Below are 26,301 nucleotides of genomic sequence, written 5' to 3'. Positions count from 1 at the left end.
TGGCCGTGCCACGAACAAACTGTGGGGGCGATTTCAATCGCCAAGGAGGCCGAAGGTCTCCCCCTCAAACTCCCTGCATTGCCCACCTGCCCTCACCCCAACCCTCTCCCACAAGTGGGAGAGGGGGCTGGCCGTGCCACGGACCAACTGTGGGGGCGATTTCAATCGCCAAGGAGGCCGAAGGTCTCCCCTCAAACTCCCTGCATTGCCCACCTGCCTTCAGCCCAACCCTCTCCCAGAGGGAGAGGGAGGTGGCCGTGCCACGGACGAACTGTGGGAGCGATTTCAATCGCGAATGAATTTGCTCACACATCCAACAGGCCGGCTCACTGAATCGGCCCCGCCCCTCACACGTTGTATTCCACCGGCGGAGGCGGCAGTTCGCCGATCAGTTCCTGCAGCCCTTCGGCCCATTGGCGGCGGATGTCGGCGAAGTACTTGTCCTCCTCCGTCACCCGGTAGCCGGCCGGCAGGATCAGGCTGTCGCGGTGATAGACCAGCAGGTCCAGTGGCATGCCCACCGACAGGTTGCTTCGGATGGTGGAATCGAACGACACCAGGGCACAGCGCAGGCCCTCTTCCAGGCTGGTGTCGAACTCCAGGTTGCGGTCGAGGATCGGCTTGCCGTACTTGCTCTCCCCCAGTTGCAGGAAGGGCGTGTCCACGGTGGCCTGAATGAAGTTGCCCTGGGGGTAGATGCTGTAGAGATCCGGCGGATTGCCGGCGATCTGCCCGCCTACCAGGAAGGAGCAGGTCAGGTCGGTATTGCCGGCTAGCGGTGCGCCGTCGCGGGCGATCACCTCACGAATGGTCTCGGCCACCAGCGCGGTGGCGTCGTAGAGGGTCGGCACATTGTGCAGGTTCGGCTTCGGGCCGTTCAGGCGCTGCTTGAGCAGGTTCACCACCGACTGCGAGGTCGCCAGGTTGCCAGCGCTCTGCAGTACGATCAGCCGCTCCCCCGTGACGCCGAAAGAGTAGAGCTTGCGGAAGGTAGCGATGTGGTCGATGCCCGCATTGGTGCGCGAGTCCGATACGAACACCAGGCCGTCGGCCAGGTGCATCGCGACGCAATAGGTCATGCCGGTTCTCCTTGTTGAGGCTCTCCCCGTCGTAAGTCCGGCCACCTGCCCTTGCGGGCTGGCAGTAAGGGGCGGCCGGCGCTGGGGAAAGCCTGGAAAGTCGCGTTACTGCGTCTGCACCAGCATCAGCGGCGGCGCATCCACTTTCGCGTGCATCTGCTCGCCACCACCGCCCCGGCGCATGCCGCGAACCGGACAGGCATCGAGGTAATCCAGGCCCACCGCCAGCTTCAGGTGACGCTCAGGACGGGACAGATTGTTGGTCACGTCGAAGCTGTACCAGGCATCGCCCAGCCAGGCCTCGGCCCAGGCGTGGCTGGCCAGGTTCTGGTCATTGCCCTGGTAGAGGTAGCCCGACACGAAGCGCGCCGGCACACCCAGGCTGCGGGCGCAGGCGAGGAAAGCGTGGGTATGGTCCTGGCAGACACCGGCGCGGCCGGCAAAGGCCTCCGCGGCCGTGCTGTCGAGGCGCGTCACGCCTCTCTTGAAGGGCATCTGCTCATGCAGGGCTTCCATCAGTTCGATCAATCCGCTGCGATCCCGGCGGCTGCCGCATTGAAGGGCGGCGAACTCGCGCAGGGCCTCGTCCGCGGTGGTCAAGCGGGTGAAACGCAGGAACGGCAGGGCCGAATGCTTGTCGTGCTCGGCCTCGCGTCGCTCGTCGATCTCCACCTGGCCACGGGCGCTGATGACGATGGCGTCATGGGGTTCGTCCAGGGTCAGCACATGAAGGATGTTGCCGAAGGGGTCGACCTGCGCGCGCACCGGATGCGGCAGCGTGAGCTGCCAGCTGAGCACATGCTGGCGTTCGCTTTCCTGGGGCGTCAGGCGCAGGTACTGGATGCTGGCGCGGACCTGGTCGTCGTAGCGGTAGGTGGTGTCGTGGCGGATGGACAGTTTCATACAGCCTCCAGGTACGAGCTATGGATGGCACGGGCAAGTTGCCGGACCAGCAGGATGAAATCGGTGAGCCAGGTATGCAGGCCTTCGTCGAGGATCTCGTCGATGGCGGTGTAGCGCAGCCGCGCGTCCAGCTCGGCGGCCAGACGCTGGGCTGGGCGGCCGTTATCGCCCGGCAGGTGGGAAAGGATGTGGTTCAACTCTTCCATGCAGGCCCGCAGCGAACGCGGTACATCAGCGCGCAGCAGCAGGAGTTCGGATATCTGGCGGGCATCCGGGGAACCCCGGTAGACCTCGGTGTAGGCCTCGAAGGAAGACAGGGCGCGAAGCAAGGCGCTCCACTGGTAGTACCCGCGTGCGGAGAGGTCGCTGACCTCCTCGGACTCTTCACCAAACATCTCGTAGCGCGAGTCCAGCAGGCGCAAGGTGTTGTCCGCCCGTTCGATGAAGGTGCCCAGGCGGATGAAGCTGTAGGCCTCGCCACGCATGATGGTGCCGTAGGTGGCGCCACGGAACAGGTGCGAGCGCTCTTTCACCCACTCGCAGAAACGGCTGATTCCGTAACGGCCTAGCCCTTCGCTGGAGATGTTCAGCATCTCCAGCCAGGTGGCGTTGATGTTCTCCCAGATGTCGGCGGTGATCCGACCGCGAACGGCATGGGCATTGATTCGCGCAGCGCGCAGGCAGCTGAAGATGCTCGCCTGGTTGTCGGCGTCGAGCGCGAAGAAGTGCAGCATGCGCGCCGCGTTCAGCTCGCCGTGACGCTCCTGGTACAGCTCCAGGGTGCCGGTGCTGAGCAGCGACATGGCCAACTCGTCCAGGCCATCGCCGCGGCCGTCCTGGGGCATGAGAGACAGCGAGTAGCTGACGTCCAGCATGCGCGCCAGGTTCTCCGCGCGCTCCAGGTAACGCGACATCCAGTAAAGCTCGGAGGCAGTTCTGCTCAGCATGCTCAGTCCTCCACGATCCAGGTGTCCTTGGTGCCGCCGCCCTGGGACGAGTTCACCACCAGGGAGCCTTCACGCAGCGCCACGCGGGTCAGGCCGCCGGGCACCAGGCGGGTTTCCCGGCCGGAGAGCACGAAGGGCCGCAGGTCAATATGGCGCGGGGCGATGCCCTTCTCGACGAAGGTCGGGCAGGTGGACAGGCACAACGTGGGCTGGGCGATGTAGGCCTCGGGGCGAGCCTTGAGCCGCTCGCGGAAGGTTTCGATCTCCTTGGCGCTGGCCGCCGGCCCCACCAGCATGCCGTAGCCGCCGGAGCCCTGGGTTTCCTTGACCACGAGCTCCGGCAGGTTGGCCAGCACGTGGGAGAGTTCTTCAGGCTTGCGGCATTGCCAGGTGGGCACGTTCTTCAGGATGGGTTCCTCGTCCAGATAGAAACGGATCATGTCGCCGACATAGGGGTAGATGGACTTGTCGTCTGCCACGCCGGTGCCGATGGCGTTGGCCAGCACCACGTTGCCGGAGCGGTAGGCGGCCAGCAGGCCGGGCACGCCGAGCATGGATTCCGGGTTGAAGGCCAGCGGGTCGAGGAAGGCGTCGTCCAGCCTCCGATAGATCACGTCGACGGGTTGCGGGCCGGCGGTGGTACGCATGAACACTCGGTCGTCACGGACAAACAGGTCGGCCCCTTCCACCAGCTCCACGCCCATCTCGCGGGCGAGGAAGGCGTGCTCGAAATAGGCGCTGTTGAAGCGTCCAGGGGTCAGGACCACCACGCTGGGGTTGTCCAGCGGGCTGGAGCTTTTCAGCGTGTCCAGCAGCAGGTTCGGGTAGTGATCGATGGGCGCGACGCGCTGGGCGGCGAAGAGCTCGGGGAACAGCCGCATCATCATCTTGCGGTCTTCGAGCATGTAGCTGACGCCGCTGGGCGTGCGCAGGTTGTCTTCCAGCACGTAGTAGGTGCCGTCGCCATCGCGCACCAGGTCCACCCCGGCGATGTGGGCGTAGATATCGCGGTGCAGGTCGAGGCCCTGCATGGCGATCTGGTAGCCCTCGTTGGCCAGCACCTGCTCGGCGGGGATGATCCCGGCCTTGATGATCCGCTGGCTGTGATAGAGGTCGGCGAGGAACATGTTCAGCGCCTTGACGCGCTGGATGCAGCCCTTCTCCACCGTCCGCCACTCGCTCATGGGAATGGCGCGGGGAATGGTGTCGAAGGGGATCAGGCGCTCGGTGCCCTGCTCGTCGCCATAGAGGGTGAAGGTGATACCGGCGCGATGGAACAGCAGGTCGGCCTCGCGACGCCGCTGAGCAAGCGACTCCTGGGGCGTGTCCGCCAGCCAGCGTGCGAATTCCCGGTAGTGCGGACGGCATTCGCCACTCGCGTCATACATCTCGTCATAAAAGGTGCGGGACATGCCTAACTCCTTGTCGCCACGGGCTTCTACGCCATCGCAAGCCCCGTGCCATCGCAACAACCGTTTGTATTTCAACAACTTGCAGCACACGCACAGTCATCGCGCCCCAGACTGGTGCAGCCCGCTAAGCGGAACTGACCAGCTCGCCCTATTAGGCGGCGGTACCGGGTTTGACGGATTACAGCGGTGGGGTGTTCAACCTGGTCACGCCGGGGGCACCAGCTTCCCTGGATCAGACAGTCTAGTCCGGGCACGCAAAGCCCCTAGGTTCCGATTGTTCTATGCATATGTTGCGATTTTGAAACGGCCGCAATCGCGCCGACCTACGGTCATGAGCGTCCCGCTATGGACGGCATAGCCCGGACACATTTTCCAAGGTCACGGGAGCCTTCCATACTTGCCCTATCCGATGCCTCCCCCTGCCCCGGAGCACCCCTGCCATGCTCACCATTGGAGACAAGCTGCCGGCATTCGACATGCTGGCGGTGGACCACGACTCGGAACACGCGGCCAGCCCTGAGCACGCGTTCAAGCGGGTCAACCAGGACAGCTTTCTCGGCAAGTGGAAAGTGCTGTTCTTCTGGCCCAAGGATTTCACCTTCGTTTGCCCCACCGAGATCAAGGCATTCGGTGACCTGCTGGAGCAATTCAACGACCGCGACACCCTGCTGATCGGCGCCTCCACCGATAGCGAGTTCGTCCACCTCGCGTGGCGACGCGACCACAAGGACCTGAAGGGGCTGAGCTTCCCCTGGCTGGCAGACATCAAGCACGAACTGGCCGGTGCCCTCGGCATCATCGATCGGCGCGAAGGCGTTGCCCTGCGCGCGACCTTCATCATCGATCCGGACAACGTCATCCGGCATGTCTCGGTGAACGACCTGCTGGTGGGCCGCAACCCGCAGGAAACCCTGCGCCTGCTCGATGCCCTGCTGACGGAGGAGTTGTGTCCCTGCAACTGGCACAAGGGGGAGGCGACGCTGCATTACTGAGCGGTCTGGCCTTCACCAAATCCTGTAGGGGCGAATTCATTCGCCAAGGGTCGCGCAGCGGCCCCCTGAAGTTTCCATTGGCAGCCCTTCGGCCTGCTTGGCGAATGAATTCGCCCCTACAGCAAACCGTCCCGAATCACCGAGCAACCACCTCCCCCAGCCCCTTCCTTGTCAGCCCCAAAGCCCCGAACTACGCTGCTCAATGCGAGCAGCGGCCGTGTTTTTCGGCTCGCTTTCAGCGCACCGCCAACGGCATGCAGTTCCGCCGAACAGGCTCCGCACGTCATGTACAACAGGAGTCGATAATGCCTTCGCTCAATCCCCTATTCCTTTCATTCGCCATCAGTTGCGCCTGCCTCACCGCTTCAGCCCAGGCCGCCGAACCGTTGAAGCAGGTCGGCCAGGGCGAAGGCCAGCTCGACATCATTGCCTGGCCCGGCTACATCGAGCGCGGCGAGTCGGACAAGAACTACGACTGGGTCACCCAGTTCGAGAAAGACAGCGGCTGCAAGGTCAACGTGAAGACCGCCGCCACCTCCGACGAGATGGTCAGTCTGATGGCCAAGGGCGGCTACGACCTGGTCACCGCCTCCGGCGATGCTTCCCTGCGCCTGGTGTTCGGCAAGCGCGTGCAGCCGATCAACACCGCGCTGATCCCCAATTGGAAAACCCTCGACGAACGTCTCCAGGACGCCCCCTGGCACACGGTCAACGGCGTGCATTACGGCACCCCCTACCAGTGGGGGCCGAACCTGCTGATGTACAACACCAACCTGTTCAAGAAGGCGCCGGACAGCTGGGCAGTGGTCTTCGAGCCTCAGGAACTGGCCGACGGCAAGCCGAACAAGGGTCGCGTGCAGGCCTACGACGGCCCCATCTATATCGCCGACGCCGCCCTCTACCTGAGGAGCGCCAGGCCGGAGCTGGGCATCAAGGACCCGTACCAGTTGACCGAAGAGCAATACACCGCCGCGCTCGACCTGCTGCGCAAACAGCACAGCCTGGTGCACCGCTACTGGCACGACGCGACGGTACAGATGAGCGACTTCAAGAACGAAGGCGTGGCCGCCTCCAGCACCTGGGGCTACATGGCCAACACCCTGAAAGCCGAGAAGCAGCCGGTTGAAACCGTGTTCCCGAAAGAAGGGGTCACTGGCTGGGCCGACACCACCATGCTGCACGTCGACGCCAAGCACCCGAACTGCGCCTACAAGTGGATGGACTGGTCCCTGCAGCCCAAGGTCCAGGGTGACCTCGCCGCCTGGTTCGGCTCCCTGCCCGTGGTCGCCAAGGGCTGCACGAGCAGCGAACTCCTCGGCGCCAGCGGTTGCGCCACCAATGGTTACGACCAATTCGACCAGATCGCCTTCTGGAAAACCCCGGAAGCCCAGGGCGGGAAGTTTGTTCCGTACAGCCGGTGGACGCAGGACTACATCGCGATCATGGGCGGTCGCTGATAGCTCCCCTCTCCCGCTTGCGGGAGAGGGGCCGGGGCGGGCCGCGTTCGGATGAGGGTAGCTCGGCGCCGCGCGGCGTTTCCCTCTCCCCAGCCCTCTCCCTGAAGGGAGAGGAAGTTTGTTCATCTCACCTGGAAACACCGAGCGGCTGATATACCCCTCACCCCAGCCCTCTCCCGGAGGGAGAGGGAGCAAAGCCCTCTGGAGTCATGCCCATGACCACAGCCGTCCAGTTCACCGATGTCTGCCGCCACTACGGTGATGTGAAGGCAGTCGACCGGGTGTCCATCGAGATCCGCGACGGCGAGTTCTTCTCCATGCTCGGCCCTTCGGGTTCGGGCAAGACCACCTGCCTGCGCCTGATCGCCGGTTTCGAGCAGCCCACCTCAGGCTCCATCCGCATCCACGGCGAAGAGGCCGCTGGCCTGCCGCCCTACGAGCGCGACGTGAACACCGTGTTCCAGGACTACGCCCTGTTCCCGCATATGAACGTGCGCGACAACGTCGCCTACGGGCTCAAGGTGAAGGGCGTGGCGAAGGCCGAGCGCCTGGCCCGCGCCGAGGAAGCCCTCGGCATGGTTGCCCTGCCCGGCTATGGCGACCGCAAACCGGCGCAGCTGTCCGGCGGCCAGCGCCAGCGTGTCGCCCTGGCCCGTGCGCTGATCAACCGTCCGCGCGTGCTGCTGCTGGACGAACCCCTAGGCGCGCTGGACCTCAAGCTGCGCGAGCAGATGCAGGTGGAGCTGAAGAAGCTGCAGCGCCAGCTCGGCATCACCTTCATCTTCGTCACCCACGACCAGGGCGAGGCACTGTCCATGTCCGACCGCGTGGCGGTGTTCAACAAGGGCCGTATCGAGCAGGTGGACAGTCCGCAGAACCTCTATCGCAAACCGACCACCCGCTTCGTTGCCGAATTCGTCGGCACCGCCAACGTGCTCCACGGCGACCTCGCCCAGCGCCTCACCGGCACGGCCGGGGCCTTCTCCCTGCGCCCGGAGCATGTGCGCTTCGGCAGCGCCAGCAACGGCGAGCTGCAAGTCAGCGGCACCGTGCATGACGTGCAGTACCTCGGCGCCAGCAGCCGCTACGAGCTCAATCTGGAAGGTGGCGGACGCCTGGCAGTGAGCCTGCCCAATGGCGAGGAATCGGACGTCGCCCGCCCACAACCTGGCCAGCAGGTGCAGGCCTGCTGGGCCCGCAGCGCGATGGTCGCGCTCAGCGAGTAGGCCATGAGCGCTGTCATCGCCAGCCATCAGAGCGGTCCGCTGCGGGGGATTTCCAACCTGCTCTACCGGCGCTCGACGCTCTACCTGCTGCTGCTCCTGACCCCGCCGCTGATCTGGTTCGGGGTGATCTACATCGGCTCGCTGTTCGCCCTGCTCTGGCAGAGCTTCTACACCTTCGACGACTTCACCATGGCGGTGTCGACGGACCTGACCCTGGCCAACTACGGCGCCCTGTTCAACCCGGCCAACTACGACATCATCCTGCGCACCCTGACCATGGCCATCGCCGTGAGCCTGGCCAGCGCAGTCCTGGCCTTCCCCATCGCCTACTACATGGCACGCTTCGCCTCGCCGAAAGAGAAAGCCTTCTTCTATATCGCCGTGATGCTGCCGATGTGGGCCAGCTACATCGTCAAGGCGTATGCCTGGACGGTGATCCTGGCCAAGGGCGGCATCTTCTACTGGCTGATCCAGCAGCTTCACCTGGAAGGTCTGCTGGGCAGCCTGCTCACCGTGCCTGGCCTGGGCGGCAATACCCTGTCCACCTCGCACCTCGGGCGCTTTTTAGTGTTCACCTACATCTGGCTGCCGTTCATGATCCTGCCGATCCAGGCGTCCCTGGAACGCCTGCCGCCGTCGCTGCTGCAAGCTTCGGCCGACCTCGGCGCCAGACCCCGGCAGACCTTCGTTCAGGTGATCCTGCCGCTGGCCTTCCCCGGCGTCGTGGCCGGCTCGATCTTCACCTTCAGCCTGACCCTGGGCGACTTCATCATTCCGCAGCTGGTGGGCCCAAGCGGCCTGTTCATCGGCACCATGGTCTACGTGCAACAGGGCTCGGTAGGCAACATCCCGCTGGCGGCGGCCTTCACCCTGGTGCCGATCGTGCTGATCGCCATCTACCTGTCCATCGCCAAGCGGCTGGGGGCCTTCGATGCACTCTGAGAAAGCATCCTGGGGCCTGCGCCTGGCAGCCTGGGGCGGGCTGGTTTTCCTGCATTTCCCGATCCTGGTGATCCTGCTCTACGCCTTCAACACCGAGGAGTCGTCCTACAGCTTCCCGTTGCAGGGCTTCACCCTGGAATGGTTTTCCGTGGTGGGTGGCCGCGAGGACGTGTTGCAGGCCATTGTCCTGTCCCTGAAGGTCGCGTGCCTGGCCACCACCCTTGCCATGGTGCTCGGCACTTTGGCCGCCGCCGCGCTCTATCGTCGCGACTTCTTCGGCAAGGAGAGCATCACCCTGATGCTGATCCTGCCCATCGCCCTGCCCGGCATCATCACCGGCATCGCCCTGCTCTCGGCGTTCAAGACCCTCGGCATCGAGCCGGGCATCTTCACCATCGTCGTCGGCCACGCCACCTTCTGCGTGGTGATCGTCTACAACAATGTGATCGCGCGTTTCCGCCGCACCTCCCACAGCCTGATCGAGGCGTCGATGGACCTGGGTGCCGACGGCTGGCAGACCTTCCGCTACATCATCCTGCCGAACATCGCCACCGCCCTGCTGGCCGGCGGCATGCTGGCCTTCGCGCTGTCCTTCGACGAAATCATCGTCACCACCTTCACCGCCGGCCACGAGCAGACCCTGCCCCTCTGGCTGCTCAGCCAGCTCAGCCGCCCGCGCGACGTTCCGGTGACCAACGTGGTGGCGCTGCTGGTGATGCTCGCCACCATGCTGCCCATCCTCGGCGCCTACTACCTGACGCGCGGGACCGAGACGGTGGCTGGGGGCGGGAAGTGAGAGTTCCAGGCCTGCACCTTCTCCCTCGCTTTGCTCCCCTCTCCCGCTTGCGGGAGAGGGGCCGGGGGTGAGGGTGACGGGGCTGATCCAGACCATGCGGCTGCAGGCGACTCCGCAACCCTCTCCCTAGCCCTCTCCCCTAAGGGAGAGGGAACGACTACGAGGACTCCACCATGCAAACCAAACTCCTGATCAACGGCCAGTTCTCCGCCGGCGAAGGCGAGGCCCTGGACGTCCTCAACCCCGCCACTGGCGCCGTGCTGGTGAAGATTCCCGAAGCCAGCGAAGCCCAGGTCGACGCCGCCGTCCGAGCAGCCGACGCGGCCTTTGAGGGCTGGGCGCGAACCTCGCCGCGCGATCGTGCCACCCTGCTGCTGAAACTGGCGGACAAGATCGAAGGCCATGCCGAAGAGCTGGCAAAACTGGAGTCGGACAACTGCGGCAAACCCTATGCCGCCGCACTGAACGACGAGATTCCCGCCGTGGCCGACGTGTTCCGCTTCTTCGCGGGTGCCAGCCGCTGCCTGACAGGCTCGGCGGCGGGCGAATACCTGCCGGGCTTCACCTCGATGATCCGCCGCGACCCGATCGGGGTGATCGCCTCCATCGCGCCCTGGAACTACCCGCTGATGATGGCCGCCTGGAAGCTGGGCCCCGCACTGGCAGCCGGCAACACCGTGGTACTCAAGCCCTCGGAGCAAACGCCGCTGACCGCACTGCGCCTATCGGAGTTCATCGCCGAACTCCTGCCACCGGGCGTGGTGAACATCGTCCTCGGCCGTGGCCCCAGTGTGGGCAGCCCACTGGTGTCGCACCCGCTGGTGCGCATGGTGTCGCTGACCGGTTCGGTGGGCACTGGCAAGGCCATCATCAAGAGCGCCGCCGAGAGCGTGAAACGCACCCATATGGAACTGGGCGGCAAAGCGCCGGTGATCATCTTCGATGACGCCGACCTGGCCGATGTGGTCGAGGGCATCCGCACCTTCGGTTTCTACAACGCGGGCCAGGACTGCACTGCGGCCTGCCGTATCTATGCCGGCAAGAAGATCTACGACAACTTCGTGGCTGACCTCGCCAGCGCGGTGTCCAGCCTCAAGACCGGCCTGCAGAACGACCCGGCCACCGAGCTCGGCCCGCTGATCACCCAGAGCCAGCGCGAACGCGTAGCGGGCTTCGTCGAACGTGCCAGCACCCTGCCCCACATCCAGATCGCCACGGGCGGCAAGCCTGTGGCCGGTAGCGGCTTCTTCTACGAGCCCACGGTGGTGGCCCATGCGAAGCAGGACGACGAGATCGTGCGCAGGGAAGTGTTCGGACCGGTAGTGACGGTCACGCCCTTCAGCGACGTGGACGAGGCGGTGCGCTGGGCCAACGATTCCGATTACGGCCTGGCGTCATCGATCTGGACCCGCGACGTGGGCCGCGCCGCCGCCGTGGCCTCGCGCCTGCAGTACGGCTGCACCTGGATCAACACCCACTTCATGCTCACCAACGAAATGCCCCACGGCGGCTTCAAGCAGTCCGGCTATGGCAAGGACCTGTCCATGTACGGGCTGGAGGATTACACCGTGGTGCGGCATGTGATGATCCGGCACTGAGCCGCGAATAAAGCGACGAAACCTGTAGGGGCGAATTCATTCGCCAAGCAGGCCGCAGGTCTGCCCTTGGGAGTCCCATGGGGCAGCTGCGCTGCCCTTGGCGAATGAATTCGCCCCTACAAGTAATTGTCGCCCTGAAGAAACACCTGCTCTAGCCAAACGCCAGATTCAACCAACGCCGATAGAACCCTTCCGCCACCTGGTTCAACGCCTTCACCTTCACGGGCAGGTCTTCGAGCATGCGCGCCCTGGCCTGCTGGCTGGGCTGGGTTTCGTCCAGCAGGTGCGCCCAATCGGTCAGCCAGCCTTGCACCAGGCCCTCGGTCATCTCTGGATGGCCCTGCAGGGCCAGGACCTTGTCACCCCAGGAGAAGCCCTGGTTGGGGCACCAGGGGCTGTCCATCAGCCACTGGGCACCTTCGGGCAGGTCGAAGGTATCGCTGTGCCACTGGTAGATCGAGAACTCCTGCGGCAGGTGCGCCATCCAGGGGTTGTCGGTGGCCAGGGCACGCTTTTCCAGCGGCTGCCAGCCAATCTCGGTGTAGGGCATGCGATGCACCGACGCGTCCAGGGCGCGGGCCAGCAACTGGCCGCCCAGGCAGTGTCCGATCATGGGTACGTCGCGCGCGATGAAGTGACGCAAGGCGTCGATTTCGGCCCTGATCCAGGGCAGCGGGTCATTGACGCTCATGGGCCCGCCCATGATGGCCACGGCCTTCGGCCGATCGAGGTCATAGCCATCCAGTTCGCCCAGGTCCGTGCGCAATACGGTGAAGTCGCGCTGCTCACGATCCAGGACGTCGGCCAGGTGGCCGGGTGGGCAGAAATCCGCGTGGGTAAGAATAAGGATGTCGGTCATGGGGTCCCCTCCGTGATCGGAGTCTGAGGCAAAGGCCATGCCGAGGTCGAGTAAGGGAAGTGTATGTTTTTGCTGGGAATACACGAGGCAGAGGGGGGAAGGAAAACCAGCCGGATCATTGTCCGGAATGCCCGGTTCGCAGCAGGCTGGCCGCCGCGAACCGGGATGGTCTCAGGGTTGCTTGACGCCGACTTCCTGGGTAACGCCCCAGCCATCGAGCACACCACCAAGCGGGACCACCAGGGCCTCCAAGTCGTGCTCGAAATCACCAATTCCCGCGTGGGTGGCGTACATCACCTTGCTCACCTGAAGATGCCAGGCCCCATCGGCGCGAACCGACACCTGGGCGTTCAAGGACTCACCACGAAAATTCTTCGCCGCCAGCCGTGCCCGGTCCTCGTCGGGGAAGATGGCGTAAAACTCGATCGGATGAACTCGGGCAAAATCGAAACCGCCCTCTTTCATGCGGCGCAACAGATTGCTGCTGACATCATCGTGGAAGGCTGTGCTCATGAAACGACCTCCTCTTAGCGATGGATGAGAGTTCCGCTTTTCCGCTGTTTCCGAGAAGCCGGTGAACTCGGCTTCGCGACACCTTGCGGTGCCGCCCCCGGCCGACGCTGCAGACACAGCGTCAGGCTTTGACCGGGCCCCGCGCGGACCCGGTCACTGATTCACTCGTCGAGTGATCTTTCAGCTTTCATTTTGCAGGGTAGCGCCACCACGCCCGGTCTGCCGGAAAGCTGGACAAATTGTCACAAAAGTGGCGACAGGCGGCGCTCACGCATCTTTCGTCATTAAATTGACCTTCCTCCCAGCCAAGCGCCCCAGGAATGACGGTTGTAGGAGCGAGCTCTGCTCGCGAAATGTGGCGCCGGGGCACTTCGCGAGCAAGCTCGCTCCTACAGGCTCATGCACCGCTCAGGAGTTTCATGATCCCCCGATTCACCCAGGCCGGCGAAACCTGTCCCGCGCCGTACATCAACCGGAACAGCCAGCTCACCGGCCGGTGCACTGCGGCGCCGTGGGCCTGTTGCCAGGCGGCTTCGGCGATGTCCTCGGCATTGAGCTTCACCCCCAGACGACGCAGCACGGGCGGTTCGAAGTGCTGGCTGCTGACCATGGGCGTGCGCACGAAGGGTGGCATCAGGTCGCCAACGCGGATGCCATGGTGGCGCCATTCCAGTTCCAGCGCTTCGGTGAAGCCACGTACCGCGAACTTCGAGGCCGAGTAGCTGGCCATGTGCGGCGTGCCGTAAACCCCCGAAGCGGAGCCCATGTTGATCACCTGGGCGCCACGGGTGGCCTTGAGGTAGGGAAAGGCCGCGTGGGTCACCTGCACCAGCCCCAATACGTTGATGGTGAGGATGCGCGCATGCTCGGCCATGTCGATCTCTTCGAACTGGCCGAAGCGCAACACGCCCGCGCAGTTGAACAGCAGGCGCAATTGGCCGTCGTGACGACCGCAGAAGTCCGCCAGGGCGACCTCGACGGCGACGAAGTCAGTCACATCCAGCGCCTGGTGCCAAACGCCCCCCAGGGCGGCAGCCTGGGTGGCCAGGGCCTCGGTGTCCCGGTCCACCAGCCCCACCAGCCAGCCGCGGTCATGGAACAGGCGAGCCGTCGCGGCGCCGATACCGGAGGCGGCGCCCGTGATCAGGATGTTGTGCATGTCACGCCTCCGTTTCCACGTGCCGGCAGATGAAATCCGCAGCGCTGGCCAATGCCTCGTCGGCCCGGCGCAGCACGCCGGTATGCGCCTGGAACACGTGCCAGAGCCCCGGATAGCGCTCCAGTCGCACCCAACCACCAGCCGCCCGCACCCGCTCGGCTAGGCGCAGGCTGTCATCGCGGAGGACTTCGTCCTCGGCCACTTGCACCAGCATGGGCGAGAGTCCGGACAGATCGGCGAACAGCGGCGACAGCGCCGGATCACGTCGATCCAGATCCGGCGGGCAATAGAGGTCCATGGCCTGCTCCACCCAGGCCGGATGGATCAGCGGATCGCCTGCCGGGGGGTTGTGCTGCGCGGTGCCGCTGAGGTCGGTCACCGGCGAGAAGCAGACCAGCCCGGCCGGTTGCGGCAGGCCCTGGTGGCGGATCTCCAGCGCGGAGAGCAGGGTCAGGTTGCCGCCGGCCGAATCGCCTCCGATGACGATGCGCGACGCCGGATAGCCGGCCTCCAACAGCTCGCGGTAGGCGGCCACGGCGTCCTCGCGGGCAGCAGGAAAGCGATGTTCCGGTGCCAGGCGATAGTCCAGCGCACACACGGCGACTCCCGCGCGCCTGGCCAGGCTGGCCGTGATGGCGCGGTGGGTGGCCGGCGAGCCGGTGATGAAGGCGCCACCGTGGAGGTAGAGCAGCACCACATGGCTGCCACCCCGGGGCCGATGCCATTCACAGGGGCGACCGCCCAGTTGGCCGGCTTCCCGCATCACGTCCCGGGGCGCCAGGGTGCTAGCGGTGAGCAGGCGCAATACCAGCCGCTGCAGCGACACAGGCAGCGGTGGCCGCATCAGGCCACGAAACAGCAAGCGCAGGGCTCCGCGCAAGGTCGCGCGCAACAGCGGCTGGCCGGGCTCGGGGGCGGTGAATTCAACGGGTGCATTCATAGAGGTCCAGCTCCAGGCGACGGGTCTGTTGACGGTAGCTGAAGGTGAATCCCGGCCAGTTGTTGGTGTTGCGGCCGTCAGCGGTCTTGTACCAACTGTTGCAGCCCTGCTCCCAGACGGTGTGGCGCACATCCCGTTGTAGCCGCTGGTTGAAGCGCTGCTGCACCTCGGGCTTGAGGTCGAGGTAGCGTAGACCCTGCAGCGCCCGGATTCCGTCGAGCACGTAGCGGAACTGGCTTTCCAGCATGTAGATGATCGAGTTGTGCCCGAGGTTGGTATTGGGGCCGTAGAGGATGAACAGGTTCGGGAAGCCGCTGACGCTGACCCCGAGATAGGCCTCGGCGCCCGCTTGCCAGGCCTGGTTCAGGTCGCGCCCGCCCCGCCCGCGAATGCTCATGGGGGCCAGGAAATCCGTGGCGGCGAAGCCGGTGCCGAGGATGATGGCGTCCACCTCGTGGCGCTGCCCGTCGCGGGTCACCACGGCGTTTTCGGTGACTTCGCCGATGCCGTCATCGATCACCTCCACATTGGGTCGCGCCAGCGCCGGGTAGAAGTCGTTGGAGATCAGGATGCGCTTGCAGCCCAGCGGGTAGTCCGGCACCAGGCGCTGGCGCAGCGCCGGGTCGGCGATGCCCCGTGCCAGATGCTGGCGGAAGCGGAACTGCATCAGCTTCATCAGCGGCGGGATCACCGTGAACGCCAGCACCCGCGACTCGTGCTGGATGTACTTGAGCACCCGGTCCACCTTCTGCAGCCAAGGCAGGCGCCGCATCAGCGCGCGCTCCCAGGAGCGGTAGGCACGGTCCGGCTTGGGAATCACATAAGCCGCCGAGCGCTGGAACAGGCTCAGCTTGGCGACTTTCGGGGCGATTTGCGGGACGAACTGGATGGCGCTGGCCCCGGTGCCGATCACCGCCACCCGCTTGCCGTCCAGCGGGTAGTCATGGTTCCAGCCTGCCGAATGGAACAGCGCACCCTTGAAGCCCTCCAGCCCCGGGATACGTGGCCAGACCGGGCGATTCAATTGCCCGCAGGCACTGACCAGCGCCCTGGTTCGAAAACGCTCGCCGCTGCGGGTCCTAACCTGCCAGGTGCCGCTGGGCTCATCGAATTCGGCGCCTTCCACCTCGCAACTGAAACGGATGTGCCGGCGCAGGCCGTACTTGTCGGCGCAGTGGCGCTGGTAGGCGAAGATCTCCGCCTGCGGGGCGAACTTGCGCGACCAGTCGGCCTTGGGCTCGAAGGAAAAGGAATAGAGGTGCGAGGGCACGTCGCAGGCTGCACCGGGGTAACTGTTGTCGCGCCAGGTGCCGCCGACATCGCTGCCCTTCTCCAGGATGAGGAAGTCATGGATGCCGGCCTTCTGCAGTTGGATTGCCAGGCCCAGGCCGCCGAAACCAGCGCCGATGATCAGCACGTGCACGGACGCGCCTGGCTGGGAACTGTTGGTCATTGTTATCTCCCATGGATGGTCCCGCGCGGGCACGACGGCCTGCGCAGTGGGGAAAATCCTAGTTCGGCCAATGGCCACGCGTTATGGCATAGTCGGACAGCAAATTGTGAGTTTCGGACAACCCCACAGAGACCACCGATGCCCCTCCCCCGATCGCCCCGGCGCAGCGCCATCAGCGTGCAATTGATGACCCAGTTCGGCCTCGACCAGGGCCTCACCCTGGAACAATGCCTGGCCGGCACCGGGCTGGACTGGCGCCTGCTGGGCGACCCAGGCGCCGAGGTGGAGGCCAGCCAGGAGCTGGAACTGTTGCGCAATCTGGCCCGCCTTCTCGGCCAGCGCCCCGGAATGGGCCTTGAGGCCGGACGGCGCTATCGCCTCAACACCTACGGCATCTGGGGCTTTGCCCTGCTGAGCAGCGCCACCTACCGCAGTGCAGCGCAACTGGGCCTGCGCTACCTGGACTTGACCTACGCATTCCACAGCATGCATCTGGAGGAACGGGACGATGAGGCATGGCTGACCCTGGAAGAGCAATCGCCGCCCGAAGACCTGCGCAGCTTCCTGCTGGAACGCGATGTTTCCGGAGCTCTCAGCGTGCACCGCGACCTGGTCAATACCGAGATGCCCGTACTCCGCGCCCGCTTCCGCATTCCTCCACCCGACGACATCGCTCCCTGGCGCGAACTGTTGGGGGTGACGCCCCTCTTCGGCGCGGACGACAACTGCATCGTGTTCTCCCGTTCACTGCTCGACCTTCCCCTGCCCGGCGCCAACCCGCAGGTGGCCGGGCATTGCGAGGAACAGTGCAGGATCATCCTGGCCCGCCGCCGGGAGCGCGCGGGCCTCGCCGGACGTGCCCGCGACCTGCTGCTGGCCCGGCCGGGGCAACTGCCGGATATGGAGCGCCTGGCGCAGACGCTGCACATGACTTCACGCACCTTGCGGCGCAAGCTGGCAGCGGAAGGGACCAGCTTCCGGCAATTGCAGGAGGAAGTGCTGGGCGCGCTGGCCGAAGAACTGCTGAGCTCCACGGCGCTGCGCCTGGAGGAAATTGCCGAGCGCCTGGGCTATGGCGAAGTGTCGAACTTCATCCACGCCTTCAAGCGCTGGAAAGGGATTACGCCCCGTCAGTACAGGGCGTCCACCCGCGGAGCCTGAATCTCAGCGGGCGAGAGCGGTCAGCGGCCGGCGCGCGACTCGCGTATGTAGAAACGCGCCTTCTCGGCCTTGTTGGAGCAGCCCTCGAAGGCCTCGAACTGCTGCTGGGTCTTGGCTGCGGTCAGCAGGCTCAGCGCCTTGGAGTAGCTCACGGTTCCGGAGAAGCCTTCGGCCTTGGCCAGGTCCAGTTCCTTCCAGGCGGCGTCGAGCTGGTCCGCGCAACTGTCGCGATAGGCCGTCTTGCCGGCGCATCCCGCTAACACAAGGGCGATCAGAGGCAGGCTGATCCAGGCTTTCATCGATATAACTCCTTTGTTGAAGATCGACAGAGTCTAGTTCCTCGGCAGACGGTTCGGTACCGGGAAGATTCAACTCCGTCTACTGGTCGACACGCACCGACGGCCGGCCCTCGCCGGGGTACGGTGCACCTTGGCGGCAGCACTGACGCGGGCGTATCGTCAACGCCATAGACAGGGGATTTGCGCATGAGAAAACGCGTGGCACTGGTGTTGGGATCGGGGGGCGCACGGGGCTACGCGCACATCGGCGTCATCGAGGAAATCGAGGCGCGCGGCTATGAAATCGCCTGCATCGCCGGCTGCTCCATGGGGGCTGTGGTGGGCGGCATCTACGCCGCCGGCAAGCTGCACACCTATCGCGACTGGACCGAAAGCCTCGACTACCTCGACGTATTGCGCCTGCTCGATGTGAGCTTCCGCCTGGGCGCCCTTCGCGGCGAGAAGGTGTTCGGACGCATTCGCGAGATCGTCGGCGAGATCAATATCGAAGACCTCTCCATCCCCTATACGGCAGTGGCCACCGACCTTACCAACCAACAGGAAATCTGGTTCCAGGAGGGCTGCCTGCATCAGGCCATGCGGGCATCCGCTGCCATTCCCAGCCTGTTCACCCCGGTGGTCCAGGGCAGCCGCATGCTGGTGGATGGCGGCCTGCTCAACCCGCTGCCGATCGTTCCGGTGGTCTCCAGCCACTGTGACCTGATCATCGCCGTCAACCTCAACGCCACCACCCAGCGCGAGTACCAGCTTCCGGTGATCGAGCGGCCCCCGGCGATCAAGGGCCGCATTGACGCACTGATGGCCTCCCTCGGCTCACGCCTGCCCTTCCTCAAGCGCGGCCCGGAGGCCCACGACATCCTCGACCCGGAGAGCCTGCCCGGCGGCAACCCCTGGCTGGAGGACGTGGCGCCGCAGATGCAGCAGCCAGCCGCCGCCCCGGAAACCGACGGCGCGCCCAGGTCCGCCAGTGGCTCGCATGTCGTGGCCAACATCGGCCCCGCGTCCTTGCTGGACCTGGTGAACCAGAGTTTCGAGGTGATGCAGACGTCGCTCGCCCAGTACAAGATTGCCGGCTACCCGCCGGACATCCTGATCAACGTGCCCAAGCGCGTGTGCCGCTTCTTCGAGTTCTACAAGGCGCCGGAGCTGATCCAGCTGGGCCGGCAGATTGCCCGCGAGACATTGGAACGGTACGAGCAGGGGAATTAATTGCGGAGCTCAATCTTCTTTCTGTAGGAGCGAATTCATTCGCGAAGGGCAGCGAAGCTGCCCGTTGTCCAAGGTCACGCAGAACCATCCCGTGGATTTTTCGCGAATGAATTCGCTCCCACAGGTGTTACCCCACAGGCCACCCCACAACGACCCAACCGCTAAAAAATCGACCAGCCAATCCGCTGCGACAGCTTCTCCAGCGCCGCCATGCCGGCCAGGGAGTTGCCGGCTTCGTTGAGTTCCGGCGACCAGACGCAGACGGTGAAGCGCCCCGGCACCACCGCGACGATGCCACCCCCTACCCCGCTCTTGCCCGGCAGGCCAACGCGGTAGGCGAAGTTGCCGGCTTCGTCGTAGAGGCCACTGGTGGCCATGATGGCGTTCACCTGCTTGGCCTGACGCGGCGTGAGGACCAGTTCGCCGCTGTGAGGGCTGACGCCGTTGTTGGCGAGGAAGCTGAAGGCCAGGGCCAGGTCGGCGCAGCTCATGCGGATGGCGCAGTGGTGGAAGTAGCTGTGCAGCACCGCCTCCACGTCGTTGTGGAAGTTGCCGAAGGATTGCATCAGATAAGCCATGGCGGCATTGCGTGCGCGGTGCTGGTATTCCGAACGCGCCACCACTTCATCCGACACCACATGGGCGTTGCCGGACAGCCGCCGGACGAAATCACGCATGGACAACGACGGTGCGGCGAAGCGCGACTGGTTGATATCGCAGATCACCAGGGCGCCGGCGTTGATGAAGGGGTTGCGCGGTACGCCGCGCTCGAACTCCAGCTGCACCAGCGAGTTGAACGGCTGGCCCGAAGGCTCGTGCCCCAGGCGCTGCCAGATGTCCTCGCCTGAATGCTGGATGGCCTGCACCAGGCTGAAGACCTTGGAAATGCTCTGGATGGAAAACGGTGTCAGGCCGTCGCCGGCGCAGTACATCTCGCCGTCATTGCTGTAGACGGCAATACCGAGCTGGTCCGCACTGACACAGGAAAGCGCGGGGATGTAACTGGCGACCTTGCCCTGGCCGATCAGGGGGCGGACTTCGTCGAGGATTTCGTTCAACAACTGCTGCATGCCGGTCCTTCCGATGGGGGGAGCGCCTGCGCGCCCATGCAGCACTGGACGCGCGCCGAGTGTCCGACGGCACAGGGTAAATGCGCCGTTCAGGCTTCCTTCAGCCGATAGCCGACGCCCGCCTCGGTGATGATGAATCGCGGGTTGGCCGGATCATCGCCGAGTTTCTGCCGCAAGTGCCCCACCACCACTCGCAGGTAGTGGGTGTCCTCGACATGGGTCGGGCCCCAGATGTCCTTGAGTAGCTGCTGCTGGGTGACCACGCGGCCGAGGTGACGGGCCAAATGCGCAAGCACCGCATACTCCTTGCGGGTCAGCGCCACCTCCTCGCCGTCGAGGGTGACCCGGCGATAGGCGAAGTCCAGCAACAGCGGGCCGCTGGCGATGCTCGCTTGCGGCTGTTCGCCAGGCCCACCCTGACGCAGCGCCACGCGCACGCGAGCGAGGAATTCCTGGATGCCGAAAGGCTTGGTCACGTAGTCGTTGGCGCCACGGTCCAGGGCCAGCACCTTTTCGCCCTCGCTGGCGCGCACCGAAAGCACCAGTACCGGTACCTGGGACCATTCACGCAGTTCACGCAACACGTCCTGGCCGTCCATGTCCGGCAGGCCCAGGTCCAGCACGACCATATCGGGCCTGGCCAGTGCTGCCTGCTCCAGCCCTTCGCGGCCATTGGCGCCCTCCAGCACCCGATAGCCCTGGGCGGCCAGGCTGATGCGCAGGAACTTGCGGATCTGCGCTTCGTCATCGATGACCAGGATGGTCGGTTGGTTGGTACTCATTCGAGATTCATCGTTTCCATTGCCAATGCGGACTGCTTTTCTGTGGGAGCGAATTCATTCGCGAAGGACAGCGCAGCTGTCTGTGTCTCCCAGCCACGCAAGACGGTCCTGCGGCCCGTTTCGCGAATGAATTCGCTCCTACAGGATTGGTGTCGAACAGGGTTCATTCTTCTTCCAACCGCGGCTGCGGATGCAGCGGCAGGTGCAGGGTCAGGGTGGCGCCACGGCCATCCAGGCCATCGCCCACGGTCACGCGGCCGCCATGGGCACCGACCATGCCCTGGCAGATGGCGAGGCCCAGGCCCGTGCCCTGCCCGCCCCGGTCTCCTCGGGCAGCGGTATAGAACATGTCGAAGATCCTGTCGCGCTCATCCGGCGGGATACCCGGCCCCTGGTCGCTGACGGAGAAACGCAGTTCGGCATCGTCCGCGTCCACGGCAACCCGTAGCCGCCCCTGGGTGGGCGAGAAGCGCGCGGCGTTCTCCAGCACGTTGACCAGCGCCTGTTCGATCAACGCCGCGTGCACGTAGAGCAGCGGCAGTTGCTCCGGCACCTGGGTTTCCAGCTGCAATGGCGCCAGCACCGGACGCAGGCGCTGCAGGGCACTGGCGACGATGTCCACCGGCGCCACCCAATCGCGCGCCAGCTTGAGGCCGCCGTGGCCGAGGCGGGTCATGTCCAGCAGGTTCTGGATGTAGCGGTCGAGGCGTTCGGCCTCGTCGCGGGTGCCTTCCAGCAGTTCGCGGCGATCGGCCATGGGGATGGCCTCGCCAAGGGCCAGCAAGCTGTCGATGGAACCGCGCATGGCGGTGAGCGGCGTGCGCAGGTCGTGGGACACCGATGCCAGCAACGCACTGCGCAGTTGCTCGGTTTCTCCGTGCAGGCGCGCCGCTTCCAGCTCTTCGGCCAGCTGCGCACGAGCCATGGCCTGCGCCAGGGGCTGGCCGAGGGCCGCGAGCAGGCGCCGGCGTTCGGCAGGCAACGGCGCCTCGTCACGCGGGCTCACGCCCAGCAGCACCAGCGGCCCCTCTTCTCCCGACAACGGCAGCCACCACCAACGGCCACCGGGCAAGGTGTCGGTGCCCAGGCCCGCAGGCTGGTCATGCTGCCAGGACCACTCCGCCGCCGCGCGCTCCTGGTCGACCAGCAGGCGCTGGGCACCGGCTTCCACCTTCCATACACCGTCACGACCACGGGACAGCAGGCAGACCTCCACGTCCGACCAGGCGCCGAACTGCTGCACGGCGACGTTGAGCACGGCCTGCCGGTCGGTAGCGGCAGTGAGCTTGCGCGACAGGTCGAGCAACGCGGTGGTTTCCGACTGGGTGTCGCGCAGCGCATTCAGTTGGCGCCGCTGGCGCGAAGCCAGGTTGCCGGTGAGCCCGGCCATTAACAGGAAGAACAGCAGGGTCAGCACGTCTTCCTGGCGGGCGATGGTCAGGGAGAACGTCGGCGGGATGAACAGGAAGTCGTAGGCGAGGAACGACAACCCGGCGCACAGCAGCGCCGGCCCCAGGCTGCTGCGCACCGCCACCAAAAGCACAGCGGCGAGGAACACCAGGGAAATGTTGGGCAGCTCCAGGGTATGGGACACCGCCCAGGCCAGCGCGCTGGCGGCGATGGCCGCGAGCACCGCCAGGCCATAGTCCACCAGGCGGGTCGGGTGGCTGGCGCGTGGGCTGGCCGGGCGACGGTCCGCCTCTGTGTCGAGCACGCTGACTTCCAGCCCTTCAGCCAGGTACAGCAGGCGCTCCGCCAGGCCACGACCGAGCAACCGGCGGCGCAGGCGTTGGCGGCTGCGGCCCACCAGCAGCAGACTGGCGCGGCGCTCGTCGGCGTGTTCCACCAGCGCCTTTGCCACGGATTCCGCACGCAGGGTCACCACTTCCCCACCCAGGCGTTCGGCCAGTTGCTGGGCACCCTGCAGGCGCGCCCGCACCTCCTCGGAACGGGCGCGGCCGGTATCCACGTACACCACCGACCAGGGCAGGTGGCGCCGCTCGGCTACCCGGCTGGCGTGGCGCACCAGACGCTCGGCCTGGTGGTCGCCGTCGATCCCCACCAGCAGTCTTCCACGCACGGCGGGTGCTTCCAGGCCACGCTGGCGGTAGCGTCGGTTGAGGTCGGCATCCACCCGCGCGGCGGCGGTCTGCATGGCCAGTTCGCGCAGCGCGGTGAGGTTGGTTTGGGAGAAGAAGGCGTCGATGGCGGCGCGGGCCTGCTCGGGCACGTAGACCTTGCCTTCGCGCAGACGCTCCAGCAGTTCGCGCGGCGGCAGGTCGACCAGGAGGATTTCATCGGCCTCCTGCAGAACCCAGTCCGGCAAGGTCTCGCGGACCTGCACACCCGTGATGTCGCGGACCTGGTCGTTCAGCGCTTCGAGGTGCTGGACGTTGACCGTGGTGTAGACGTCGATGCCCGCGTCAAGCAGCTCCTCCACGTCCTGCCAGCGCTTGGAATGGCGGCTGCCGGGTGCGTTGGTGTGGGCCAGCTCGTCCACCAGCACCAGTCGCGGCGGATGGGCGAGGATCCCGTCCAGGTCCATCTCGGTGAGCGCCATGCCGCGATACTCGAAGCGCCGCAGCGGTTGCTGCGGCAACCCCGCGAGCATGGCTTCGGTTTCCGCGCGCCCGTGGGTTTCCACCACGCCAGCACGCAGATCGACACCCTGGCGCAACTGGGCCTGGGCGGCCTGGAGCATGGCGTAGGTCTTGCCCACGCCAGGTGCCGCGCCGAGGAACACTTTCAGGCGGCCACGCCCGCCATGGGGCATGTCGGCCAGCAGCGCATCGGCGCGCAGGGCATCACTCATCGAATCATCTCGTTCAACGCGGTGTTAAGGGCCAGCACATTGACCACCGCCGGCCCCACCAGCGGCCGTTCGGTGTTCTGTTCCACCAGGCGCTCCAGGGAATCGGCCGGCAGACCGCGTTCGGCGGCGATACGCGGAATCTGGAAGTGCGCGGCGGCCGGCGGCAGGTGCGGGTCGAGGCCACTGCCAGAGGTGGTGACCAGGGCCATGGGCACTTTGCCGTGACCTTGGCTGGCCAGGCGATGTGCATCCTTGTTGATACGTTCGGCCAGGGCCGGGTTGCTCGGCGCCAGGTTGCTGGCGCCGCTGGCCACGGTGGCGAAACTCGCTGCCGAGGGGCGCGGCTGGAACCACTCGGGGCCTTCGAATTTCTGCGCCAGCAGGGAGCTGCCGCGCACCTCGCCCTTGGCATCCCGCACCAGGCTGCCATTGGCCTGCTCGGGGAAGGCCAGTTGGGCGATGCCGGTGACGGTGAGCGGATAGGCGACGCCAGTGATCAGGGTCATCAGGGCCAGGAGGCTAATGGCTGGGCGGAGTTGGCTAAGCATATTCAGTTCCTCGCGGGAAATCTAAGTCTTGCGGGGGGGCGAGAACCCTCACCCCCGGCCCCTCTCCCAGAGGGAGAGGGGGTAAATTCACACCAGTCCCACTGCGTTCAGCAGGACGTCGATCACCTTGATGCCGACGAAGGGCGCAACGATGCCGCCCAGGCCGTAGATCAGCAGATTGCGGCGCAGCAGGCTGGCGGCGTCGCTGGCCTGCACCCGTACCCCGCGCAGGGCCAGCGGGATGAGGCCGATGATGATCAGCGCGTTGAACACGATGGCCGAAAGGATCGCGCTCTGCGGGCTGGCCAGCTGCATCACGTTGAGCACCCCGAGCTGCGGGTAGATGCCGGCGAACAGCGCTGGGAGGATGGCGAAGTACTTGGCCACATCGTTGGCCACCGAGAAGGTGGTCAGGGCACCACGGGTGACCAGCAGTTCCTTGCCCACCTGCACCACGTCCAGCAGCTTGGTCGGGTCGGAATCCAGGTCCACCAGGTTGGCGGCCTCGCGGGCGGCCTGGGTGCCGTCGTTCATGGCCAGGCCGACGTCGGCCTGGGCCAGTGCCGGGGCGTCGTTGGCACCGTCGCCGCACATGGCGACCATCTTGCCCTCGCCCTGATCAAAGCGAATGCGCGCCAGTTTCTTCTCCGGCGTGGCTTCGGCGATCACGTCATCCACCCCGGCCTCGGCGGCGATGGCGGCGGCGGTCAGCGGGTTGTCGCCGGTCACCATCACGGTGCGGATGCCCATCTGCCTCAGCTCGGCGAAACGGTCACGGATGCCAGGCTTGACCACGTCTTTCAGGTGAATGGCGCCCAGCAGCTTGCCGTCGGCGGCCACGAGCAGCGGCGTGCCACCGCTCTGGGCGATCTTCTCGATCTCGCGGGCCAGCGGCGCGGGAACCTCTGCACGGGTGATGTTGACCCAGTCGAGCACCGCATCCACCGCGCCCTTGCGGTAGCTACGGCCGGCCCAGTCGGCGCCGGAGAGACGGGTTTCGGCGGTGAAAGGAATCGCAGTGATCTCGTCGCGGGCCGGCTCCTGCATGGAATGCAGGGCGCGCAGGTATTCGACGATGGACTTGCCTTCCGGCGTTTCATCGGCCAGGGAGGCCAGCAGCGCGGCGTCGGAGAGCTCCTTGCCGGCTACGCCGGGGGCCTTGATCATCGCGCTGCAGCGGCGGTTGCCGAAGGTGATGGTGCCGGTCTTGTCCAGCAGCAGCACATGGACATCGCCTGCGGCTTCCACCGCGCGGCCCGACTTGGCGATCACGTTCAGGCGCACCAGGCGGTCCATGCCGGCAATGCCGATGGCCGACAGCAGGCCGCCGATGGTGGTGGGGATCAGGGTCACCAGCAGCGCCACCAGGTACACCAGGGGCAGGTCGCCACCGGCGAAACGGGCGAAGGGCTGCAGGGTGGCCACCACCAGCAGGAAGATCAGGGTCAGGCCGATCAGCAGGATGTCCAGCGCCACTTCGTTGGGGGTCTTCTGGCGCTTGGCGCCTTCCACCAGGGCGATCATCCGGTCCAGGGTGGATTCGCCCGGATTGGCGGTGATCTTCACTAGCAGCCAGTCGGAGACGATGCGGGTGTTGCCGGTGACGGCGGAACGGTCGCCGCCGGACTCGCGGATCACCGGCGCCGATTCACCCGTAATGGCCGCTTCGTTGACGGCGGCGATCCCCTCGATCACCTCGCCATCGCCAGGGATCAGCTCCCCGGCCTCGACCCGCACCACGTCACCGCGACGCAGGTTCGCGGCGAGCACGGTCTCGAACTGGCCATTGCTCTTGCGACGGCGGGCGGTCAGGCCCTGGCTACCGGCGCGCAGGCTATCGGCACGGGCCTTGCCACGGCCTTCGGCCAGGGCTTCGGCGAAGTTGGCGAAGAGCACGGTGAACCACAGCCAGAGGGCGATCTGCACGGCCAGGCCAGTGCTCACCGCCGGGTTGGGGATGAAGCAGAGGACGGTGGTCAGTACGGCGGTCAGCTCGACCACCAGTATCACCGGTGAGCGCACCAGTTGGCGCGGATCGAGTTTGACGAAGGCCTGGCGCAGCGCCGGCTTCCACAGCGCGGCGAAGGAGGTCTTGGGTTGCTGCTTGGCGCTGCTTTTGAGCGCCTGCATGGGGGCATTCATCA

At 65.6% G+C, this 26,301-nt stretch carries 23 protein-coding genes; 8 read left to right on the top strand and 15 right to left on the bottom strand.

Annotation, left to right across the window (positions count from 1 at the left end; translation table 11 throughout):
- Positions 1–347 precede the first annotated feature (347 nt).
- The 4 genes from E8E91_RS17980 to E8E91_RS17965 all read right to left on the bottom strand — a co-directional run bounded on the left by E8E91_RS17980 (position 348) and on the right by E8E91_RS17965 (position 4,341).
- Positions 348–1,079, bottom strand: coding sequence for a proteasome-type protease (locus tag E8E91_RS17980; protein WP_280365968.1), 732 nt, complete (start codon positions 1,077–1,079; stop codon positions 348–350).
- Between the two features lie 105 nt (positions 1,080–1,184).
- Positions 1,185–1,982 carry a transglutaminase family protein gene (locus tag E8E91_RS17975; protein WP_280365971.1) on the bottom strand — a complete coding sequence of 266 codons (798 nt, stop codon included), beginning with the start codon at positions 1,980–1,982 and terminating at the stop codon, positions 1,185–1,187.
- On the bottom strand, positions 1,979–2,929 hold the full coding sequence (locus E8E91_RS17970; RefSeq protein ID WP_190828277.1) for an alpha-E domain-containing protein: 951 nt from the start codon (positions 2,927–2,929) through the stop codon (positions 1,979–1,981). The genes E8E91_RS17975 and E8E91_RS17970 overlap by 4 nt, the downstream gene beginning before the upstream one ends.
- 2 nt (positions 2,930–2,931) lie before the next feature.
- Positions 2,932–4,341 (bottom strand): circularly permuted type 2 ATP-grasp protein, encoded by a 1,410-nt coding sequence (locus tag E8E91_RS17965; RefSeq protein WP_280377465.1) that lies wholly within the window; start codon positions 4,339–4,341, stop codon positions 2,932–2,934.
- A 440-nt stretch (positions 4,342–4,781) separates the two neighbouring features.
- Here E8E91_RS17965 and E8E91_RS17960 point away from each other — a divergent pair, with 440 nt between their 5' ends.
- The 6 genes from E8E91_RS17960 (at position 4,782) to E8E91_RS17935 (ending at position 11,352) form a co-directional block, all read left to right on the top strand.
- On the top strand, positions 4,782–5,333 hold the full coding sequence (locus E8E91_RS17960) for a peroxiredoxin (protein ID WP_151134629.1): 552 nt from the start codon (positions 4,782–4,784) through the stop codon (positions 5,331–5,333).
- A 305-nt stretch (positions 5,334–5,638) separates the two neighbouring features.
- Positions 5,639–6,790, top strand: coding sequence for a putative ABC transporter substrate-binding protein YdcS (ydcS, locus tag E8E91_RS17955; protein ID WP_280377463.1), 1,152 nt, complete (start codon positions 5,639–5,641; stop codon positions 6,788–6,790).
- A gap of 215 nt (positions 6,791–7,005) precedes the next feature.
- Complete coding sequence (locus E8E91_RS17950) at positions 7,006–8,016, top strand: ABC transporter ATP-binding protein (protein WP_280365980.1); 1,011 nt, start codon at positions 7,006–7,008, stop codon at positions 8,014–8,016.
- A gap of 3 nt (positions 8,017–8,019) precedes the next feature.
- Complete coding sequence (locus E8E91_RS17945; protein WP_280377460.1) at positions 8,020–8,958, top strand: ABC transporter permease; 939 nt, start codon at positions 8,020–8,022, stop codon at positions 8,956–8,958.
- A complete protein-coding gene (locus E8E91_RS17940) occupies positions 8,948–9,754 on the top strand; it encodes an ABC transporter permease (protein WP_280377455.1) in 807 nt (268 codons plus the stop codon). The genes E8E91_RS17945 and E8E91_RS17940 overlap by 11 nt, the downstream gene beginning before the upstream one ends.
- Before the next feature lie 173 nt (positions 9,755–9,927).
- Positions 9,928–11,352 (top strand): gamma-aminobutyraldehyde dehydrogenase, encoded by a 1,425-nt coding sequence (locus E8E91_RS17935; protein WP_280377453.1) that lies wholly within the window; start codon positions 9,928–9,930, stop codon positions 11,350–11,352.
- 151 nt (positions 11,353–11,503) lie between these two features.
- On the opposite strand, the gene E8E91_RS17930 is transcribed toward E8E91_RS17935, so the two are convergent.
- From E8E91_RS17930 to E8E91_RS17910, 5 genes are all read right to left on the bottom strand, one after another.
- The gene (locus E8E91_RS17930; protein WP_280377452.1) at positions 11,504–12,211 is read right to left on the bottom strand and encodes a type 1 glutamine amidotransferase; all 708 of its coding nucleotides are present in this window, start codon (positions 12,209–12,211) and stop codon (positions 11,504–11,506) included.
- Positions 12,212–12,382: 171 nt separating this feature from the next.
- Positions 12,383–12,724 carry a ribonuclease E inhibitor RraB gene (locus E8E91_RS17925; protein ID WP_151133107.1) on the bottom strand — a complete coding sequence of 114 codons (342 nt, stop codon included), beginning with the start codon at positions 12,722–12,724 and terminating at the stop codon, positions 12,383–12,385.
- A gap of 397 nt (positions 12,725–13,121) precedes the next feature.
- Positions 13,122–13,883, bottom strand: a complete 762-nt coding sequence (locus E8E91_RS17920) for an SDR family oxidoreductase (protein ID WP_280377450.1) — start codon at positions 13,881–13,883, stop codon at positions 13,122–13,124.
- A 1-nt stretch (position 13,884) separates the two neighbouring features.
- The gene (locus tag E8E91_RS17915) at positions 13,885–14,823 is read right to left on the bottom strand and encodes an alpha/beta hydrolase (RefSeq protein WP_280377448.1); all 939 of its coding nucleotides are present in this window, start codon (positions 14,821–14,823) and stop codon (positions 13,885–13,887) included.
- The gene (locus tag E8E91_RS17910; protein WP_280377445.1) at positions 14,807–16,276 is read right to left on the bottom strand and encodes an NAD(P)/FAD-dependent oxidoreductase; all 1,470 of its coding nucleotides are present in this window, start codon (positions 16,274–16,276) and stop codon (positions 14,807–14,809) included. Before E8E91_RS17910 ends, E8E91_RS17915 begins: the two co-directional genes overlap by 17 nt.
- 138 nt (positions 16,277–16,414) lie before the next feature.
- On the opposite strand from E8E91_RS17910, the gene E8E91_RS17905 reads away from it, so the two are divergent.
- The gene (locus tag E8E91_RS17905) at positions 16,415–17,437 is read left to right on the top strand and encodes an AraC family transcriptional regulator (protein WP_280377442.1); all 1,023 of its coding nucleotides are present in this window, start codon (positions 16,415–16,417) and stop codon (positions 17,435–17,437) included.
- A 20-nt stretch (positions 17,438–17,457) separates the two neighbouring features.
- Here the strand turns inward: E8E91_RS17905 and E8E91_RS17900 are convergent, their stop codons facing one another.
- Positions 17,458–17,736 carry a hypothetical protein gene (locus E8E91_RS17900; protein WP_280366000.1) on the bottom strand — a complete coding sequence of 93 codons (279 nt, stop codon included), beginning with the start codon at positions 17,734–17,736 and terminating at the stop codon, positions 17,458–17,460.
- Positions 17,737–17,922: 186 nt separating this feature from the next.
- Between E8E91_RS17900 and E8E91_RS17895 the strand changes: the two genes are divergently transcribed.
- Positions 17,923–18,945, top strand: a complete 1,023-nt coding sequence (locus tag E8E91_RS17895) for a patatin-like phospholipase family protein (protein WP_280366002.1) — start codon at positions 17,923–17,925, stop codon at positions 18,943–18,945.
- A gap of 161 nt (positions 18,946–19,106) precedes the next feature.
- Here the strand turns inward: E8E91_RS17895 and glsB are convergent, their stop codons facing one another.
- From glsB to kdpB, 5 genes are all read right to left on the bottom strand, one after another.
- On the bottom strand, positions 19,107–20,015 hold the full coding sequence (glsB, locus tag E8E91_RS17890) for a glutaminase B (protein WP_280377439.1): 909 nt from the start codon (positions 20,013–20,015) through the stop codon (positions 19,107–19,109).
- Positions 20,016–20,104: 89 nt separating this feature from the next.
- A complete protein-coding gene (locus E8E91_RS17885) occupies positions 20,105–20,797 on the bottom strand; it encodes a response regulator (protein ID WP_280377437.1) in 693 nt (230 codons plus the stop codon).
- Positions 20,798–20,960: 163 nt separating this feature from the next.
- Positions 20,961–23,609, bottom strand: a complete 2,649-nt coding sequence (locus E8E91_RS17880) for a sensor histidine kinase KdpD (protein WP_280377435.1) — start codon at positions 23,607–23,609, stop codon at positions 20,961–20,963.
- Positions 23,606–24,157, bottom strand: coding sequence for a potassium-transporting ATPase subunit KdpC (kdpC, locus tag E8E91_RS17875; protein ID WP_280377432.1), 552 nt, complete (start codon positions 24,155–24,157; stop codon positions 23,606–23,608). The genes E8E91_RS17880 and kdpC overlap by 4 nt, the downstream gene beginning before the upstream one ends.
- Positions 24,158–24,244: 87 nt before the next feature.
- Complete coding sequence (kdpB, locus tag E8E91_RS17870) at positions 24,245–26,299, bottom strand: potassium-transporting ATPase subunit KdpB (RefSeq protein WP_280377429.1); 2,055 nt, start codon at positions 26,297–26,299, stop codon at positions 24,245–24,247.
- Positions 26,300–26,301: the final 2 nt, after the last annotated feature.

Source organism: Pseudomonas sp. BN515 (assembly GCF_029873155.1).
Lineage (GTDB): Bacteria > Pseudomonadota > Gammaproteobacteria > Pseudomonadales > Pseudomonadaceae > Metapseudomonas.
Note: the sequence above shows the minus strand (reverse complement) of the source record. Positions and strands in the feature narration are given on the sequence as shown.